This window comes from Pseudobacillus wudalianchiensis (assembly GCF_001685015.1).
GTDB classification, from domain to species: Bacteria; Bacillota; Bacilli; order Bacillales; family Domibacillaceae; genus Pseudobacillus; species Pseudobacillus wudalianchiensis.
Genome location: NZ_MAYT01000012.1, coordinates 506,580 through 523,239, shown reverse-complemented (window position 1 = coordinate 523,239; position 16,660 = coordinate 506,580). Strand labels below are relative to the sequence as shown.

Annotated in this window: 17 protein-coding genes; 1 reads left to right on the top strand and 16 read right to left on the bottom strand. The window is 44.6% G+C overall.

The window, feature by feature from the left end; all coding sequences use genetic code 11:
- Positions 1 to 31: 31 nt before the first annotated feature.
- The 8 genes from hisD to hprK form a co-directional block, all read right to left on the bottom strand.
- Entirely contained in the window at positions 32 to 1,300 is a 1,269-nt protein-coding gene (gene hisD, locus A8F95_RS10265; RefSeq protein WP_065410478.1) for a histidinol dehydrogenase, read from the bottom strand.
- A gap of 5 nt (positions 1,301 to 1,305) precedes the next feature.
- Complete coding sequence (hisG, locus tag A8F95_RS10260) at positions 1,306 to 1,935, bottom strand: ATP phosphoribosyltransferase (RefSeq protein ID WP_065410412.1); 630 nt, start codon at positions 1,933 to 1,935, stop codon at positions 1,306 to 1,308.
- A gap of 5 nt (positions 1,936 to 1,940) precedes the next feature.
- Entirely contained in the window at positions 1,941 to 3,125 is a 1,185-nt protein-coding gene (locus tag A8F95_RS10255) for an ATP phosphoribosyltransferase regulatory subunit (RefSeq protein ID WP_065410411.1), read from the bottom strand.
- A 292-nt stretch (positions 3,126 to 3,417) separates the two neighbouring features.
- Complete coding sequence (locus tag A8F95_RS10250; RefSeq protein WP_065410410.1) at positions 3,418 to 3,915, bottom strand: acyltransferase; 498 nt, start codon at positions 3,913 to 3,915, stop codon at positions 3,418 to 3,420.
- On the bottom strand, positions 3,912 to 4,568 hold the full coding sequence (gene ppaX / locus A8F95_RS10245) for a pyrophosphatase PpaX (RefSeq protein WP_065410409.1): 657 nt from the start codon (positions 4,566 to 4,568) through the stop codon (positions 3,912 to 3,914). Before ppaX ends, A8F95_RS10250 begins: the two co-directional genes overlap by 4 nt.
- Complete coding sequence (locus A8F95_RS10240; RefSeq protein WP_245671231.1) at positions 4,565 to 5,542, bottom strand: nucleoside recognition domain-containing protein; 978 nt, start codon at positions 5,540 to 5,542, stop codon at positions 4,565 to 4,567. The genes ppaX and A8F95_RS10240 overlap by 4 nt, the downstream gene beginning before the upstream one ends.
- Entirely contained in the window at positions 5,539 to 6,354 is an 816-nt protein-coding gene (gene lgt / locus A8F95_RS10235) for a prolipoprotein diacylglyceryl transferase (protein ID WP_065410408.1), read from the bottom strand. Before lgt ends, A8F95_RS10240 begins: the two co-directional genes overlap by 4 nt.
- 31 nt (positions 6,355 to 6,385) lie before the next feature.
- A complete protein-coding gene (gene hprK, locus A8F95_RS10230) occupies positions 6,386 to 7,321 on the bottom strand; it encodes an HPr(Ser) kinase/phosphatase (RefSeq protein ID WP_049664767.1) in 936 nt (311 codons plus the stop codon).
- Between the two features lie 161 nt (positions 7,322 to 7,482).
- Here hprK and A8F95_RS10225 point away from each other — a divergent pair, with 161 nt between their 5' ends.
- Positions 7,483 to 8,034, top strand: coding sequence for an N-acetylmuramoyl-L-alanine amidase (locus tag A8F95_RS10225; RefSeq protein ID WP_065410407.1), 552 nt, complete (start codon positions 7,483 to 7,485; stop codon positions 8,032 to 8,034).
- Between the two features lie 67 nt (positions 8,035 to 8,101).
- Here A8F95_RS10225 and A8F95_RS10220 read toward each other — a convergent pair whose 3' ends face one another.
- The 8 genes from A8F95_RS10220 to A8F95_RS10185 form a co-directional block, all read right to left on the bottom strand.
- The gene (locus tag A8F95_RS10220) at positions 8,102 to 8,452 is read right to left on the bottom strand and encodes a phage holin family protein (protein WP_065410406.1); all 351 of its coding nucleotides are present in this window, start codon (positions 8,450 to 8,452) and stop codon (positions 8,102 to 8,104) included.
- A 5-nt stretch (positions 8,453 to 8,457) separates the two neighbouring features.
- Positions 8,458 to 9,627 (bottom strand): DUF4097 family beta strand repeat-containing protein, encoded by a 1,170-nt coding sequence (locus A8F95_RS10215; RefSeq protein WP_065410405.1) that lies wholly within the window; start codon positions 9,625 to 9,627, stop codon positions 8,458 to 8,460.
- Positions 9,628 to 9,768: 141 nt separating this feature from the next.
- The gene (uvrA, locus tag A8F95_RS10210) at positions 9,769 to 12,621 is read right to left on the bottom strand and encodes an excinuclease ABC subunit UvrA (RefSeq protein ID WP_065410404.1); all 2,853 of its coding nucleotides are present in this window, start codon (positions 12,619 to 12,621) and stop codon (positions 9,769 to 9,771) included.
- A 7-nt stretch (positions 12,622 to 12,628) separates the two neighbouring features.
- A complete protein-coding gene (gene uvrB, locus A8F95_RS10205; RefSeq protein WP_065410403.1) occupies positions 12,629 to 14,608 on the bottom strand; it encodes an excinuclease ABC subunit UvrB in 1,980 nt (659 codons plus the stop codon).
- A 200-nt stretch (positions 14,609 to 14,808) separates the two neighbouring features.
- The gene (locus A8F95_RS10200; RefSeq protein ID WP_065410402.1) at positions 14,809 to 15,594 is read right to left on the bottom strand and encodes a sulfite exporter TauE/SafE family protein; all 786 of its coding nucleotides are present in this window, start codon (positions 15,592 to 15,594) and stop codon (positions 14,809 to 14,811) included.
- A 25-nt stretch (positions 15,595 to 15,619) separates the two neighbouring features.
- On the bottom strand, positions 15,620 to 15,979 hold the full coding sequence (locus tag A8F95_RS10195) for a rhodanese-like domain-containing protein (RefSeq protein WP_065410401.1): 360 nt from the start codon (positions 15,977 to 15,979) through the stop codon (positions 15,620 to 15,622).
- A 46-nt stretch (positions 15,980 to 16,025) separates the two neighbouring features.
- The gene (locus A8F95_RS10190) at positions 16,026 to 16,286 is read right to left on the bottom strand and encodes a metal-sensitive transcriptional regulator (RefSeq protein ID WP_065410400.1); all 261 of its coding nucleotides are present in this window, start codon (positions 16,284 to 16,286) and stop codon (positions 16,026 to 16,028) included.
- Positions 16,287 to 16,421: 135 nt separating this feature from the next.
- Positions 16,422 to 16,652, bottom strand: coding sequence for a glutaredoxin family protein (locus A8F95_RS10185; RefSeq protein WP_065410399.1), 231 nt, complete (start codon positions 16,650 to 16,652; stop codon positions 16,422 to 16,424).
- Positions 16,653 to 16,660 lie beyond the last annotated feature (8 nt).

Below are 16,660 nucleotides of genomic sequence, written 5' to 3'. Positions count from 1 at the left end.
TTCTTCTGCTCATTTTTGACATTCTTTCATGCTATTTTATTTTTCTTGCTTCTACCGCCCGTGCATGGGCTTCTAGCCCCTCCAGCCGGGCAAATGCGGCAATTTTATCGACATTCTCATTAAAAGCCTGCTCGCTATACATGATTAAACTTGATTTCTTCATAAAATCGTCCACGTTTAACGGTGATGAAAAGCGAGCTGTTCCATTCGTTGGCAACACATGGTTAGGTCCGGCAAAATAATCACCAATCGGTTCGGAACTAAAGCGGCCGATGAAAATAGCTCCTGCATGGCGAATTCTTTCTACGACATTCATCGCATTTTCTGTCATGACTTCTAAATGCTCCGGCGCCAGCTGATTCACAACATCAATCGCTTCCTGTATATCTCTTGTAACATAAATTGCTCCATAGTGTTCGATCGCTTTTCGGGCAATCGCTTCCCGCGGAAGACCGGCAAGCTGTCTTTCAACTTCTGCGGCCGTTTCCTCTGCTAATCTTTGCGAAGGAGTCACTAGCACACTGCTTGCCCGTGTATCATGCTCTGCCTGTGATAGTAAATCGGCGGCAATCTCTACCGGCCGGGCACTCTCATCTGCAAGAACCGCAATCTCACTTGGACCGGCAATCATATCAATGTCCACATCTCCAAACACTTCTCGTTTAGCCAACGCGACATAAATATTGCCAGGTCCAGTAATTTTATCAACCGGCCGAATCGTCTCTGTTCCATAAGCAAGGGCTGCTATTGCCTGAGCACCGCCGACTTTATAGATTTCTTCTACCCCGGCAATATCGGCAGCGACGAGAACGCCGGCAGGCAGACGGCCATCAGGACCCGGTGGTGAAACCATCACGATTCGCTTCACTCCCGCAACCTTTGCTGGCAGAACATTCATCAGGACAGACGATGGATAGGCTGCTGTCCCCCCTGGCACATAGACACCCGCTGAGTCAAGCGGCGTCATTTTCTGGCCGAGCATCGTCCCATTTTGATCTGTGTACGTCCATGTTTCCCGCAGCTGCTTTTGATGAAAAGTAAAAATATTTTCAGCTGCTTCTTTGATCACCTGGGTTATATGCTCTGGAAACTCGCTATAAGCTTCCTCAATTTCCGCCTGTGTTACCCGCATGCTATCTAATTCCGCTTGATCAAACAGCTTCGTATAAGTAAAGAGGGCAGCGTCGCCGTCTGACCGAACTGCCTGTATAATCTTTTGAACAGCGGCACGCTGTTCATCTGTACCGCTATCGACAGAACGCTTTAATGATAATTCTGGTGTCACGCTTTGAATTTTCATCTCTTTCACACTGCCTTTTCTGCAATAATCTCTGACAGCCGGCTGACAAGTTGTCCGATTTCCTTATCCTTTAAGCGATAGCTAGCCTGATTGACAATTAATCGAGAGGTAATATCTACAATTGTTTCATATTCAACAAGGCCATTTTCCTTTAATGTCCGGCCTGTTGAGACAATATCGACGATGCGGTCGGCAAGGCCAATCATCGGGGCAAGCTCGATAGAACCGTTCAGCTTAATAATCTCAACCTGCTCTCCTTTTTCCCGAAAATACGAGGAAGCGACGTTAGGGTATTTCGTTGCCACTTTCGGTGCTACTTCATCCACAGACGTATTCGGCAATCCGGCAACCGCCAAGTAACATGGGCTGATTTTCAAATCAATCAGTTCATACACATCTCTTTCTTCTTCAAGAAGCACGTCTTTCCCTGCAATCCCCAAATCTGCAACCCCATATTCTACGTAGGTAGCAACGTCCATTGGTTTGGCTAGAAAAAAGCGTAGATTTTCTTCCGGCACTTCAATAATGAGCCTACGCGAATCATCAAGATCCGGCGGCAGCTGATAACCAGCTTTACGAAGCAGGTCAGCTGCTTCTTCAAAGATCCGTCCTTTTGGCATCGCAATCGTTAACATCGCTCTTAAAACTCCCTTCCGCTTGCTGCTTTTCCTACGAAAAACGAAACACTTTTACATGATTCCGTAAATCGGTCCACATCTTCTACACCCGCTACATCCTGCAGAAGAACCGCCTCTCCAGCTTCTCGGCGCTTCTTAGCCTCTTGAATAGCTTCTAACCGCCTTTCGTTGCTAAACAATATGCAATGCACTTTTTCTTCTTCTGCTAATTGTTCGAGAGCGCTAAGCAGCACGTCCACTCGAAGCCCAAAGCCTGTAGCACTTGCCGGACGGCCGAACTTTTCAAGCAGCTGATCATAACGACCTCCATTGCCAACCGGTGTACCGGCTCCATCCACGTATACTTCAAATACTAGTCCTGTATAGTAGCTCATATGGCTGACGAGCGGTAAATCAAATTTAATATACTCCGCGACCCCATACTCCTGAAGTCTTTCATATAAGTTACGTAATTCAGCAATCGCTTCGCTGCCTGCTCCACCTTCAATTAAATTAGCGGCTCCTTCTAGACAACTTAGCTCGCCCGATAAATCAAGAAAACGAAGAAGCCGTTGCTGATCGATAGAAGAAAGGGCAAGACTTTTCACATGTTCACGATAGCCGACATAATTTTTTTCATATAAAAAGCGGCGTAAATGCTCAGCCCGTTCTTCAGTGCCGAGAATTTGCCGGAACAATTCATCTGTAAAACGAATATGTCCGAGAGAGATCCGAAAACGTTCGATGCCTGTTTTCTTTAAAATCGATGCAAGCAAAGCAATAATCTCTGCATCAGCACTAACGGTCTGGTCACCGATCATTTCTATTCCAATTTGTTCAAACTCGGCGGCTCTTCCGCCTTCACGCTGTTGCGCCCGATAAACGTTCGCTGAATAAGCCAGACGCAGCGGAACACGTTCCTTTAATAACTTCGACGCTGCTACCCGTGCAATCGGCGTTGTCATATCCGGCCGAAGCACAAGTGTGTTTCCCTGCTGGTCAAGCAATTTAAACAGCTGGCGATCAAGAATAGCCGAGGCTTCTCCAATTGTTTCATGGTACTCTAATGCAGGCGTTTCAATAAAACGGTATCCCCAGCTTCTCATTTCCCTTTCTGCTGCTTCTTTTAACTTCCGTTTCGTTTCATATATGTGAGGGAGGGTGTCCCGCATCCCGACAGGTTTTTCAAACATTAACAGCTTCGACATGATCTATCACCCGATTATCTGTGTATTTCACGCAGCATGCTTTAGTTCGCTAATATGCTAACATGATGAAGTATTTACAAGTAGTGTAACGTTTCTGACAATTCTAGTCAAGAAAAATAAGAGGGTGAACGCTGCGGCAAACTACTGTCTTTTCTTAAAAAGAAAGGGACACTGAAACAGCGTACATTCCCTTTTCATCTATGCAAGAATAATGGACAACGTTTGTTTTATCGTTTCCTAAAGAAAGAAAAACGTTCCGGCTGCCGAAACGTTTTTTAGCTTATGTTTATTATTAAATTTTAACAGGTTCTCTTTTTTCTTTGATTTGCATCGGATTGCCGCCGGCGAATGCTCCGGGAGGCACATCGCGATGAACGAGCGTTGCGGCAGAAATAACCGCGCCATCGCCAATTGTCACTCCAGGAAGAATCAGACTGTTAGCGCCAATCATTACGTTATCACCGATTATAACTTCTCCAAGACGGTACTCTTCAATTAAATACTCATGAGCAAGAATTACCGTATTGTAGCCAATAATCGTATTGCGGCCGATTGAAATCAGTTCCGGAAACATAATGTCTGGCACCACTTTATAAGCGAGCGCTGTTTGCTCACCAATTTTCATCCCAAGAAATGTGCGATACAAGCTGTTTTTTACTTTCATGAACGGGACAAACCGGCCAATTTCAATAATGGCTGTATTTTTAAATGTTTTCCAAAACGAGACGGTTTTATAAATGTTCCAGAGCGAATTAGCTCCTTCTGTTTTATACCGTTTCGTCTTTCTCACTTTTCGGATACCCCAATCTTGAGGATGTCTAAAAGATCCGGCATCGCCTCAAGCATGTAATCTGGATCGAATGATTGCAAGAAACCTTTTCCTTTCACAGACCAAGCTACACCAGCGGTTAACGTACCGGCATTTTTCCCGCCTTCGATGTCATGGAAGTTATCGCCGATCATCATCGCTTCCTCCGGCTTGGAGCCGACCTCCTGTAATGCCTTTAATAACGGTTCAGGGTGCGGCTTTGGATGAGTCACGTCATCGAGAGCGACAATTGTATCGAAAAACGGATATAAATTCGTCAATTTAAGACCTTTGATCACGGTATCTCTAAGTTTTGTGGAAACGATTGCGAGCTTAAAGTTATTTTCTTTTAATGTACGGATTGTTTCAAAAACGCCGGTAAACTCAGTAACGAGCATGTCATGATTTTCAAGATTAAATTTTCGATAGCGAGCGATCATCTCTTCTGTACGTTCTGCATCAATACCAGAAAACGTCTCAACGAGTGTCGGTCCCATAAACGGGTAAACATCTTCACGTTTATATTGATCCGGAAAATAGTGATTGAGTGTATGCAAGAACGAAGAAATGATTAATTCATTTGTATTAATAAGCGTTCCATCTAAGTCAAACAGCAATGTTGTAATTTTCGTCATGATAATTTTGCTTCCTTTCTTTGAACCAATTCAGCTGGCTTCCATAGCGACGACACAGCAAGTGTTAGTAAAATAGCGGTGATTAACCGAATTAAAAATAGCGCTAGTAAAGGCCATCCGGTAATGCCAAGGGGCATAAAGATGACTGTATCTTCCACGACCGCATGGCACGCGACTAGAAAAATCATCGCCAATGTAACATCCCGGCTGCTTACCCCGTCCTCTCTTACCGCTTGAATCATCACCGCGGAACCAAGGGCAAGACCAAAAAGCAAGCCTGATGCCAGTGTCATAGATGTATTTTCTTTCATTCCGAGCAGGCGAGTGACAGGCGCCATCCACCGGGAAAAAGCGTCCAGCCACTTTAAGTCTTTTAAAACTTGAATAGCGAGCATGAGCGGCATAACGATCAAAGCAAGCTGAAAAATTCCGTATCCTGCTTTTTCAAGACCAAGCATGAATATTTGTCCCCAGCCATCTGGATCAGCCTGAAGCGGCGGAGCCATGCCATATTGCGCTATTCCACTGCCGCCGTGCCAAACTAAATTGATGATGATGGCTGATACACAGGCAAGACCTAATCTTACCGCCAAAATAACAGGCAGCTTTACGCCGACACGGGCAGCAACACTGGATTCAATAAATAAATTATGTGAAAAGGACAGCATTACAGCTAAAATAAATACTTCTTTCACTGATAAATCCAATGATAGAATGGCACCAATCGCTGCATATAAATTTAGGAAATTACCGAGCACAAGCGGGATAGAGGCATCGCCTGACAATCCAAATATCCGCATGACCGGACTAATAGCCTCCATCACCCATGGTAATATTGGTGTGTATTGCAATAACGTTACAATAAGAGTGATCGGAAAAATAATTTTACCGAGCAGCCACGTTGTTTTAACCCCTGAAAGCAAACCATTTCGCAATGTTTTCCCCATATTATCCCCTGTTCCTTTCATCGTCATTCGTTTACTGCGCTGTTATAAGGCAGCTGTTCCTTTTTTTGTCTGCGGCGAATGACTAAGATTGCGATAGCTGTCGCCAGAAGGACGAGCGAAATCACTTGAGCAATCCTCAGTGAATCTGTCAGCATCAAACTGTCTGTTCGCATCCCTTCAATAAAGAAACGGCCGATTGAGTACCAGATCACATAAGATAAAAATAGCTCTCCCCGTTTTAAGTTCACTTTCCGCAAGCTTAACAGCAAAATAAACCCAACAAAATTCCAGATCGATTCATAGAGAAAGGTCGGATGATAATAATGACCATCTATATACATTTGATTGATAATGAATTCAGGCAAATGCAGGTTTTCTAAAAAAGAGCGTGTCACTTCCCCGCCGTGTGCCTCTTGATTCATAAAGTTCCCCCAACGGCCAATCGCCTGCCCTAAAATAATGCTTGGAGCAGCAATATCGGCCAGTTTCCAGAACGAAATGTGCTTCATTTTTGAGAAGACAATGGTGGTTGTGACAGCACCGATTAACGCACCGTGAATGGCAATTCCGCCATTCCAGATTTTAATGATGTCTCCTGGATGTTGAGAATAGTATCCCCATTCAAATAACACGTAATAAATGCGTGCCGAAATAATGGCGATCGGAATCGCCCAAATGAGTAGATCGGCAAATGTATCTTTAGGCAAGCCGAGACGGTCGCCTTCTTTGACAGCTAAATAAAAACCGAGTGCAATGCCAAAGCCAATAATTAGGCCATACCAGTGAACCTGGATCGGCCCAATGGCAATAGCAATCGGATCAAGTGGATAGCCTTCCATTCTCTTTCCCCTTTCTGCTCGTCATCCTCTCTTATATAAAATCAGTGTCGCGTTCGCTGATGACATTTGCTAACTTGTCTGTAAATTCCTTCGCCGTATTAATACCAAGACGTTTTAAACGGAAGTTCATTGCTGCTACTTCGATAATAACGGCAATGTTTCTTCCGGGACGTACAGGAAGGGTAATTTTAGTGATTTCGGTATCAATGATTTTTAATTTATCTTCTTCAATGCCCAGCCGGTCGTATTGTTTTTTAGAATTCCATAGCTCCAAATGAACATTGAGCGTAATTCTTTTTGTACTTCTAATCGCGCTAGCGCCAAACAAGGTCATAATATTAATAATACCAAGTCCCCGGATCTCCAGTAAATGCTCGATCAGCTCCGGCGCACTGCCGACAAGCGTATCATTATCTTCCTGACGAATCTCTACACAGTCATCCGCAACGAGGCGATGCCCTCTTTTTACAAGATCAAGAGCCGCCTCACTTTTACCGACGCCGCTTTGTCCAGTAATCAGCACCCCTACGCCATAAATATCAACGAGAACGCCGTGAACGGCGGTTGTCGGTGCCAGCATTTTTTCCAAATAATTTGTCAGTTTGCTCGACAGTCTCGTTGTTGTCAATTTTGATTTCATCACGGGTACTGCATGCCGTTCAGAAGCTTCAATTAATTCTTCCGGTACTTCCAGTTCACGGGAAATAACAATCGCCGGTGTCCTGTCGTCACAGAGCCTTTCCATTCTTTCTAATTTTTCATCGGAACGAAGTTTTTGAAAAAAAGTCAGCTCTGTCATCCCAAGCAGCTGAACCCGTTCTTTCGGATAATAATCAAAAAAGCCGGCAAGCTCAAGGCCCGGACGAGAAAGATCGCTCGTTGTGATTGGACGATGAATGCCGTCTTCACCGCTAACAAGTTCTAAATCAAGATTTTCCAGCAAATCAGATGTACGCACTTTAGCCACTGTTTTTCCTCCTCATCATGGCAATCTTTTTCTATTGTAACATTTTTACCGGTGCCAATTAAAATGAAGAATAAGAAATTTTACTGTCGAGCCGTGAATGTGCCCTTTTTCTTTACTATTTGGTATGTATAAATTGAGAAAACAAGCAGGAGGAAAAGCATATGAAAATCATAATTGATGCAGGTCACGGTTACTCAACACCTGGCAAAAGAACACCGGACGGCATGCGAGAATTTGAATTCAACCGCGATGTCGCGCTCCTACTAAGAAAAAAGCTAGAGGGAAAAGGAGCAAGCGTGGGGTTTTCTCACTCCGATCAAGTGGACGTGCCTCTGGGGGAGAGAGTATCTAAAGCAAACCGCTGGAAAGCCGACCTTTTCTTATCCATTCACGCAAACGCTTATGGAGATGGCTGGAACGAGGCTCATGGCATTGAAACCTTCATTCACTCTTCACGTCCAAAACAGGCAGAGGCTGTAGAGAAAGCGATTCAGCAGCGCCTCGTAACTCTCACCGGCCGCAAAAACCGCGGCGTAAAAACGGCCAACTTTTATATCCTGCGGAAAACTCTCATGCCAGCTGTATTAATTGAAGCGGGGTTTATGACGAACAAGGAAGAAGCACAACTGCTGCGAACGGGAGCTTACCGAGAGTTATGCGCTCAAGCCATCACAGAAGCGATCGAAAGCATTTATCCATTGCCCGCTAGGTAAAAGGAGGAGGCTCTCATTGTATATGAGAGCCTCCTCCTTTTTACTATCAAATCAAGCACAAACAGCATTATTTATCTTTCTTTAAGAACGTTACTTGTAAAATAAGATTCACCAATGCCATCACGACAGCAATGAACAAGGCCATTCCAAAGCCGGAAATATCAAAAGCTGACCTCATAATGCTGTCAGTTAATAGCAGTGTGATGGCATTGATTACAAATAAGAAAAGACCCAATGTTAAAAAGGTAATCGGTAAGGTAAAAAGAATAAGCAGCGGCCGGACGATCATATTTAAAATCGATAAAATGATACTAGCAATGACGGCCGACGAAAAGCTATCTACATGCAGCCCTGAGAAATAGCCGGAAATGGCAATAAACAAGACCGCATTAATTAAAATGCCAATGATCCAATTCATTACAATCACTCACCTTCAAAGATAGAAGGCGGTTCACTTTCTTTGTCATTGTGGTTTTCATGAAAAGCTGTTGTTTTAACAGAAACAGATCCGGTTTTCGTTTCTGCCTCAATCACAACTTGCCCAAGCGCTTCTTTTTCACTTTCAAAGCGGACAAGCTTTTGAACCATTTCTTCTTTTTCAATTACTTTTTTCATGCCGGATTCCGGAAGCTGCAAGGAGCCGAGATTCGTACGCAGTATTCCTTTCATCGCCATATGATCAGGTACATATACTTCAATATTCCCTGTCACAGCCTGTGCTTTTACCGTATGAGCTGCATCAGATTTCAAATCACAGAGCACGTTGCCGTTAAAGGATTTAATTTCGGTATAGCCGACGGAGCCGACCACGTGAACCGCTCCGTTAAAGGAACTGGCTTCTACTTTTCTGCCTTCACAATCGATAAAGTAGATTTGTCCATTGCCTGTTTCTCCTTCAAATTCTCCAACCTTCGATCCTTTAATTTCAATTTTACCGTTTGCTGTCTTCACTTCTAAATTTTGAACGTCTAAATCACGCATATTGAATGAGCCATTAAACAGCTTAACAGAGATGTCCTTTACAGCCGCTTCCGGCACATATAAAACCGTATCCACTTTCATTAACTTCAAGCCAACTGAAAAGGAAAGTTTGTCTTCACGGGCATAAAAGACGCTATTCTTAATAAATGATTCACGTGCTTCATCTTCATTATCAGCACCATACATCTTAACGTAGCACTCCGCCTTTACACCGCTTCCCTGCCAAGGCTTAATCGTAAAGCTGCCACTTGCTGTTTCTGCCTTGATGCGTTGTGGCGAAAAATCATTTTCTTGGAATGTATGCGAAAATTCCACTGTTTTCCCGAGTGGAAACTCGAAGTCTTTCAGTTTTTGCACAGCGGACTGAACAAACTGAAACAGCTTATCCTTCGGCTGGCTGGAGGAACCGGTTGATTGATCGCTTTGTTTTTCCCAGCTGCCGCTCAATTTTTGTCCAAAGCTGACAAGCTCATCAAAGAAATGATCTTTGCGTTCTTTGCGTGCCTGCTGAGCCGGCTCTTTATCGAGCGCCTCTAGTAAGGTCAAACCTTCACTTGCTGAAATCAAACCTGCTTCTACCATTTCTAAAATTCTTTTTTTCTCTTCGTTCATTTCAGGCACTCCATTCATTAAGAATTGGCTTTCTGTTCATTCTTACGAAGATAGAAAGAAAAAGTTTCATCCTTTTCAGAGGCTGATAGCAAACGTTTGCCATCAGCCTGATCGGGTGGAAAAGAGAGTTTGCTTTCCTTCTTAGCTTTCCGTATAGTGCTCCCTTTCTCGTTCACGCGCTAACACTCTATGCAAGTAATGGCCGGTGTATGACCCTTTTGTTTCCGCTACTTCCTCCGGTGTACCGGCTGCCACGATCGTGCCGCCTTTATCGCCGCCCTCTGGCCCTAGATCAATAATATAGTCAGCCGTCTTAATGACATCGAGATTGTGTTCGATGACTAATACCGTGTCGCCGTTCTCGACGAGGCGCTGCAGCACAGTCAAAAGACGAGCAATGTCATCTACGTGCAGGCCGGTTGTCGGCTCATCTAAAATATAAAATGAGCGTCCTGTCGAGCGGCGATGAAGCTCGGAAGCAAGCTTAACACGCTGTGCTTCCCCTCCCGACAACGTCGTCGCCGGTTGTCCAAGCGTGATATAACCAAGGCCAACGTCAGCGATTGTTTGCAGCTTGCGTTTAATTTTAGGAATGTTTTCAAAGAACTCAAGGGCGTCCTCCACGGTCATAGCGAGAACATCAGCAATGTTCTTCCCTTTATATTTTACCTCCAGTGTTTCGCGGTTATAACGCTTGCCATGGCAAACTTCACACGGCACGTACACGTCCGGCAAGAAGTGCATCTCGATTTTGATAATGCCGTCCCCGCGGCATGCTTCACAACGGCCGCCTTTGACATTAAAGCTGAACCGGCCTTTTTTGTAGCCCCGAACTTTCGCTTCATTTGTCGTAGCAAACACTTCCCGTATATCATCAAATACGCCCGTATACGTAGCCGGGTTAGAACGCGGTGTCCGTCCGATTGGCGACTGATCGATATCAATCACTTTATCCAGATGCTCAATTCCTTTAATTGTTCCATGATTACCCGGCTTTTGTTTAGAACGCTGCAGCTTTTGAGCGAGTGTTTTATAGAGAATGTCATTAATTAATGTACTTTTTCCTGATCCTGATACACCGGTAACCGCAATAAACGTACCGAGTGGAAATTTCACTTTTACGTTACGCAAGTTATTCTCTTTCGCGCCCGTTATTTCAACCCAGCGTCCATCTGGTTGACGGCGTTCCGCTGGCAGCGGGATATATTTTTTCCCCGATAAATACTGGCCGGTCAAGGAAGCGGGATCGTTCATGACCTCTTCTGGCGTGCCGGCTGACACGATTTGGCCGCCATGAACGCCAGCGCCTGGTCCGACATCGATTAAATAGTCGGCTGCCATCATCGTATCTTCGTCATGCTCCACGACAATGAGCGTGTTGCCGATATCACGCATGTTTTGCATCGTGCTGATTAAGCGGTCATTATCGCGCTGGTGTAAACCGATCGACGGTTCATCCAAAATGTACAAAACCCCTGTCAACCTTGAACCAATTTGAGTGGCGAGGCGAATCCGCTGGGCTTCCCCGCCTGAGAGCGTGCCAGCTGAGCGGCTGAGCGTTAAGTAATCCAAGCCAACATCGACTAAGAAGCCAAGCCGCTCACAGATTTCCCGCAAAATTAACTGAGCTATTTGCATTTCTTTTTCTGTTAAGGACAAATCTCCGAAAAATTGTTTCGCTTCCTCAATCGAAAAGTTTGTCACTTCACTAATATGCAGGCCGTTGATTTTTACAGCTAAGCTTTCTTTTTTTAAGCGATAGCCTTTACATGTCGGACATTTCTGCTGTCCCATGTATTTTTCCATTTGTTCCCTAATAAAATCTGAGCTCGTTTCTTTATAACGACGCTCCACATTGCTGAGAACACCTTCAAATATAATGTTATTTTCGCGGATTTGGCCAAAGTCATTTTCATAACGAAAATGAATACGATCACGCCCGGAGCCATTTAAGATTTTATCAAGCTGCTCTTTCGGCAAATCTTTTACCGGCACATCCATTGGGATGCCATAATGACGGCAGACTGATTCTAACAGCTGCGGATAGTATTGTGAGCTCGTTGGCTCCCACGGCGCAATCGCATGCTCTTTTAAGCTTAGATCCGGATTGGGAATGACAAGATCCACATCTACCTTCAGCTTCGAGCCTAGTCCGTCACAGGTTGGACAAGCTCCGAATGGACTGTTAAAGGAAAACATGCGCGGTTCAAGCTCTCCAATTGAAAAGCCGCAGTGCGGACAAGCGTGATGCTCGGAAAACAGCAGTTCCTCACGACCGATCACGTCAATGACAACATTGCCCTCACCAAGCTTCAAAGCTGCCTCAAGCGAGTCAGCTAGCCGCGCCTCAATGCCATCCTTTACTACGACACGGTCAATGACTACTTCAATCGAATGCTTTTTATTTTTTTCAAGTTCAATTTCTTCTTCTACTTCCCGCATTTCTCCATCAACTCGCACACGAACGTAGCCTTGACGCTTAATGTCTTCGAATACTTTCGCGTGCGTGCCTTTGCGGCCAGAAACGATCGGAGCGAGCACTTGCAGCTTTGTCCGTTCTTCATATTGCATAATGCGATCCACCATTTGCTCAATCGTCTGAGAGGTAATCTCAATACCGTGAACGGGACAAACCGGGCGGCCAACACGAGCAAACAGCAAGCGAAGGTAATCATAAATTTCAGTAACGGTCCCGACCGTTGAGCGTGGATTTCGGCTTGTTGTCTTTTGATCAATCGAAATAGCAGGTGACAGCCCTTCAATTGCATCTACGTCCGGCTTATCCATTTGTCCAAGAAATTGGCGGGCATAAGCCGATAAAGACTCTACATAGCGCCGTTGTCCCTCTGCATAAATGGTATCAAACGCTAGCGATGACTTCCCTGAACCCGATAAGCCCGTCAAAACGACGAGCTTATCGCGTGGAATGGTCACGTCAATATCTTTTAAGTTGTGCGCCCTTGCCCCTTTTACAATAATTTTATCTATTCCCATATCAACGTCATCCTTCCGATTTCAACTCTAACAATGCGTCACGCAGCTGAGCGGCTAATTCGAAATCAAGCGCTTTGGCTGCTGCTTTCATCTCGCTCTCTAAGTTGGCAATGAGACGGTTTCGTTCTTGAGGTGTCAGCTTTTTCTTAGCAGCTGCTGTTTCATAGCTTTCTACTTCTTCAGCAGCATGTGTTGCCCGAATCACATCACGAATATCCTTTTGAATCGTTTGCGGTGTGATGCCATGCTTTTCATTGTGCTTCTGCTGGATTTCCCGGCGCCGCTTCGTTTCTTCCATCGCTTTTGCCATGGAGTCTGTTATCTTATCGGCATACATAATAACGTGGCCGCCAGCATTACGAGCTGCCCGTCCCATCGTCTGAATAAGGGAGCGTTCAGAACGAAGGAAGCCTTCTTTATCAGCATCTAGTATCGCGACAAGTGACACTTCCGGAATATCGAGTCCCTCTCTCAGCAAGTTAATCCCGACAAGCACATCAAATTTGCCGAGTCGAAGATCACGAATGATCTCTATCCGTTCAAGTGTCTTAATTTCAGAATGAAGATACTCGACCTTGATGCCGATTTCTTTTAAATAATCCGTTAAATCTTCGGACATTTTCTTCGTTAAGGTTGTTACTAGCACTCGCTCATTTCGGGCGGTCCGCTCGTTGATTTCATTCAATAAGTCATCAATCTGACCTTCGATCGGCCGGACATCCACTGTTGGATCAAGCAGCCCGGTAGGACGGATGATTTGCTCTGTCATATGCGGTGTATGCTCTATTTCATAAGGACCCGGTGTGGCGGATACATAAACAATTTGATTCACATGATCCTCAAACTCCTCGAATTTTAACGGACGATTATCTTTAGCAGATGGCAGACGGAAGCCATGATCGACAAGCACCTGCTTACGCGCCTGGTCACCATTGAACATGCCGCGAATTTGAGGAAGCGTCACGTGGGACTCATCCACTACGATTAAGAAATCATCTGGAAAATAGTCAAGAAGTGTGTAGGGTGTAGAACCAGGCGGCCGTAACGTCAAGTGGCGCGAGTAATTCTCGATCCCCGAGCAAAATCCCATTTCTCTCATCATTTCCAGATCATAGCGCGTCCGCTGTTCAAGCCGCTGTGCTTCAAGTAATTTATTTTCGGCACGCAAAATAGCGAGCTGTTCCTCCAGCTCTTTCTCAATGTTTCCAATTGCTATTCTCATTTTTTCTTCGCGTGTAACGAAGTGAGACGCCGGAAAAATCGCTACGTGTTCACGGTCGCCAATGATTTCCCCAGTCAATGCATCCACTTCACGGATTCGGTCAATTTCGTCACCAAAAAACTCGACGCGGATACAATGTTCATCACGAGAAGCAGGAAAAATCTCCACTACATCCCCTCGCACCCGGAATGTCCCGCGTTTAAAGTCAATGTCATTCCGTTCATATTGGACGTCCACGAGTTTGCGAAGCAGTTGATTGCGTTCAATCTCCATTCCGTTCCGTAAAGAAATAACGAGGTCACGATATTCCTCCGGCGAACCTAAGCCGTAAATACACGATACGCTGGCAATAATGATGACATCATTCCGCTCAAATAATGACGATGTAGCCGAGTGGCGAAGCTTATCAATCTCATCATTGATGCTCGCATCTTTTTCAATAAACGTGTCTGTCTGCGGCACGTACGCTTCCGGTTGGTAATAGTCATAGTAACTGACAAAATACTCGACAGCGTTGTTCGGAAAAAACTCCTTGAACTCGCTATACAATTGTCCGGCGAGCGTTTTATTATGGGCGATAATAAGGGTTGGTTTATTAACCTCTTTAATGACATTAGAGATCGTAAACGTTTTTCCGGTCCCCGTTGCTCCGAGCAGTGTCTGCTCTTTCTTTCCTTCCTTTATGCCTGAAACAAGTTCGGCAATGGCCCTTGGCTGGTCCCCTTGCGGACTGTATTTAGACACAATTTCAAATTGGTTTTTCACCTTCGAACCCCCTGCCTTCTGACAAATATACTTGTTCATTTATCTAAAAATGCTTTACTGAAAGCCTATGTCGTTTTCTTATGTTAGTAATCATAATCCCCATTTTATCATAAATGAAACCTGACTGGCTATTAATAAGCGTACGTATGTTCCTGTGTTCCCGTATAAAAAAGTCCCTCCGTTAAATGGAGAGACCTTCACTATAGTAAAATATCGACCCAGATTTTAATCGCTGTAGCCGCAATCAAAATCGCCAACAGCCATTGTAAAACTTTTGTGTTTATTTTTTGTCCTGCTTTCGCTCCAAGCGGCGATGCCATAATGCTTGCTACAACCATAATCAGCGCTGGCACAAATAACACTTGTCCTGTCATTAATTTTCCCGCTGTCGAACCGATCGAAGAAATAAATGTAATAGCAAGAGAGCTGGCAATAGTCATTCTTGTCGGAATTTTTAACAAGACGAGCATAATAGGCACAAGTAAAAAGGCTCCGGCAGCTCCGACAATTCCGGCCCCAATTCCGACAATGAAAGCGAAGAAGGCAGCAAGCCACTTATTAAATTTCACTTCCTCCATTGGCCGATCATCTAAATTTTTCTTAGGAACAAACATCATAATCGCAGCAAGTGCCGCTAACACTCCATAAATCACATTAACGGTTGATTCTCCCATATTCTCCGAGCCGAATCCCCCGATAAAGCTTCCCGCCAGGATGGCAATACCCATATAAATAATTAACGTCTTATTTAAATACTCACTCTTCCGATAAGCCCATACGCCGGCAATCGTTGCGAAAAATACTTGAACCGCACTGACGCCTGCTACTTCATGAGCGGTAAAGGCCGCAAATCCTAACATAGGCGGAATATACAATAACATCGGATATTTAATAATAGAGCCGCCAATTCCAACCATTCCCGATAAAAAAGATCCAATAAAGCCAATAAAAAAAATGACAGCCATCCAGCCGATTGACCAATCCATCGCTTTTCCTCTCCTTTTCTACTTTTTATTTCCAGACGGCAAGACCGCCAACTACATTTGTAATCTTCTTAAATCCTTTTTTCTTTAACAGCCGTGCTGCCTTTTGACTGCGCATGCCACTCTGACACATGACGACGACTTCTCTTTCAAGGTCCAGCTCATTCACTCGAGCAGACAGCTGCTGCAATGGAATGTTTTGAAATCCATTAATATGACGCGCTTTAAATTCTCCCGGCGTCCGGACGTCAACCCATTGTATGTCTTTTCTTCTTATCTCCTTCTTTAGCTCGTCAGCTGTAACATGGCGAATCCCTGTCACCGGGAGCATATTTTTGATAGCTATAAACATAAAGACCGCTACTACAAGATAAAAAACAATCGTCATCTACGCTCTCTTTTTACTTATGGGGGTATATTTTTATTCAAAAAAATTAACGGCTCTTTACGAGTAGATCGACTGCTTCTTTTGCGAGAGCGTCTGTTGGTTCCCCCTGTTCCATATTCGCACGGACACATCGCTCCAAATTTTGGCTGACAATGAGGCCCATTGTCCGTCCAACTGCACTTTGTACAGCACTCAGCTGCATGGCAACGGCTGCGCAGTCCGCTCCTTCTTCCATCATCCGCATAACTCCGCGTACCTGACCTTCAATGCGTTTTAACCGATTTTGCAAGTCTTTGCCATATTCCATGGAGTATCACCTCTATACATTATGACAGCATGTTTCACACAGCGTACCTCTTATCGTTCTCATGCACAGTTTTTCACTCTAAAAAGTAGAGGGTGCCCAAACAGGATTGCTTGCAGGACACCCTTATAGAACCATTTATTTAAGAAGCTCCATCACAGCATCTGGATCATAGCCAAGGATCCATTGACCGTTAATTTCTGTTTGCGGCACTCCCATTTGCCCTGTCGTTTCGACAAGACGCTGAGCAGCTTGCCGGTCTTGCTGAACATTTACTTCTGTAAAAGGAACACCCTGCTCCTTTAAGAAATTTTTCATCATTGTGCAATAAGGGCACGTATTGGTTGAGTATACTGTTACTTGATTCATAGTTATTC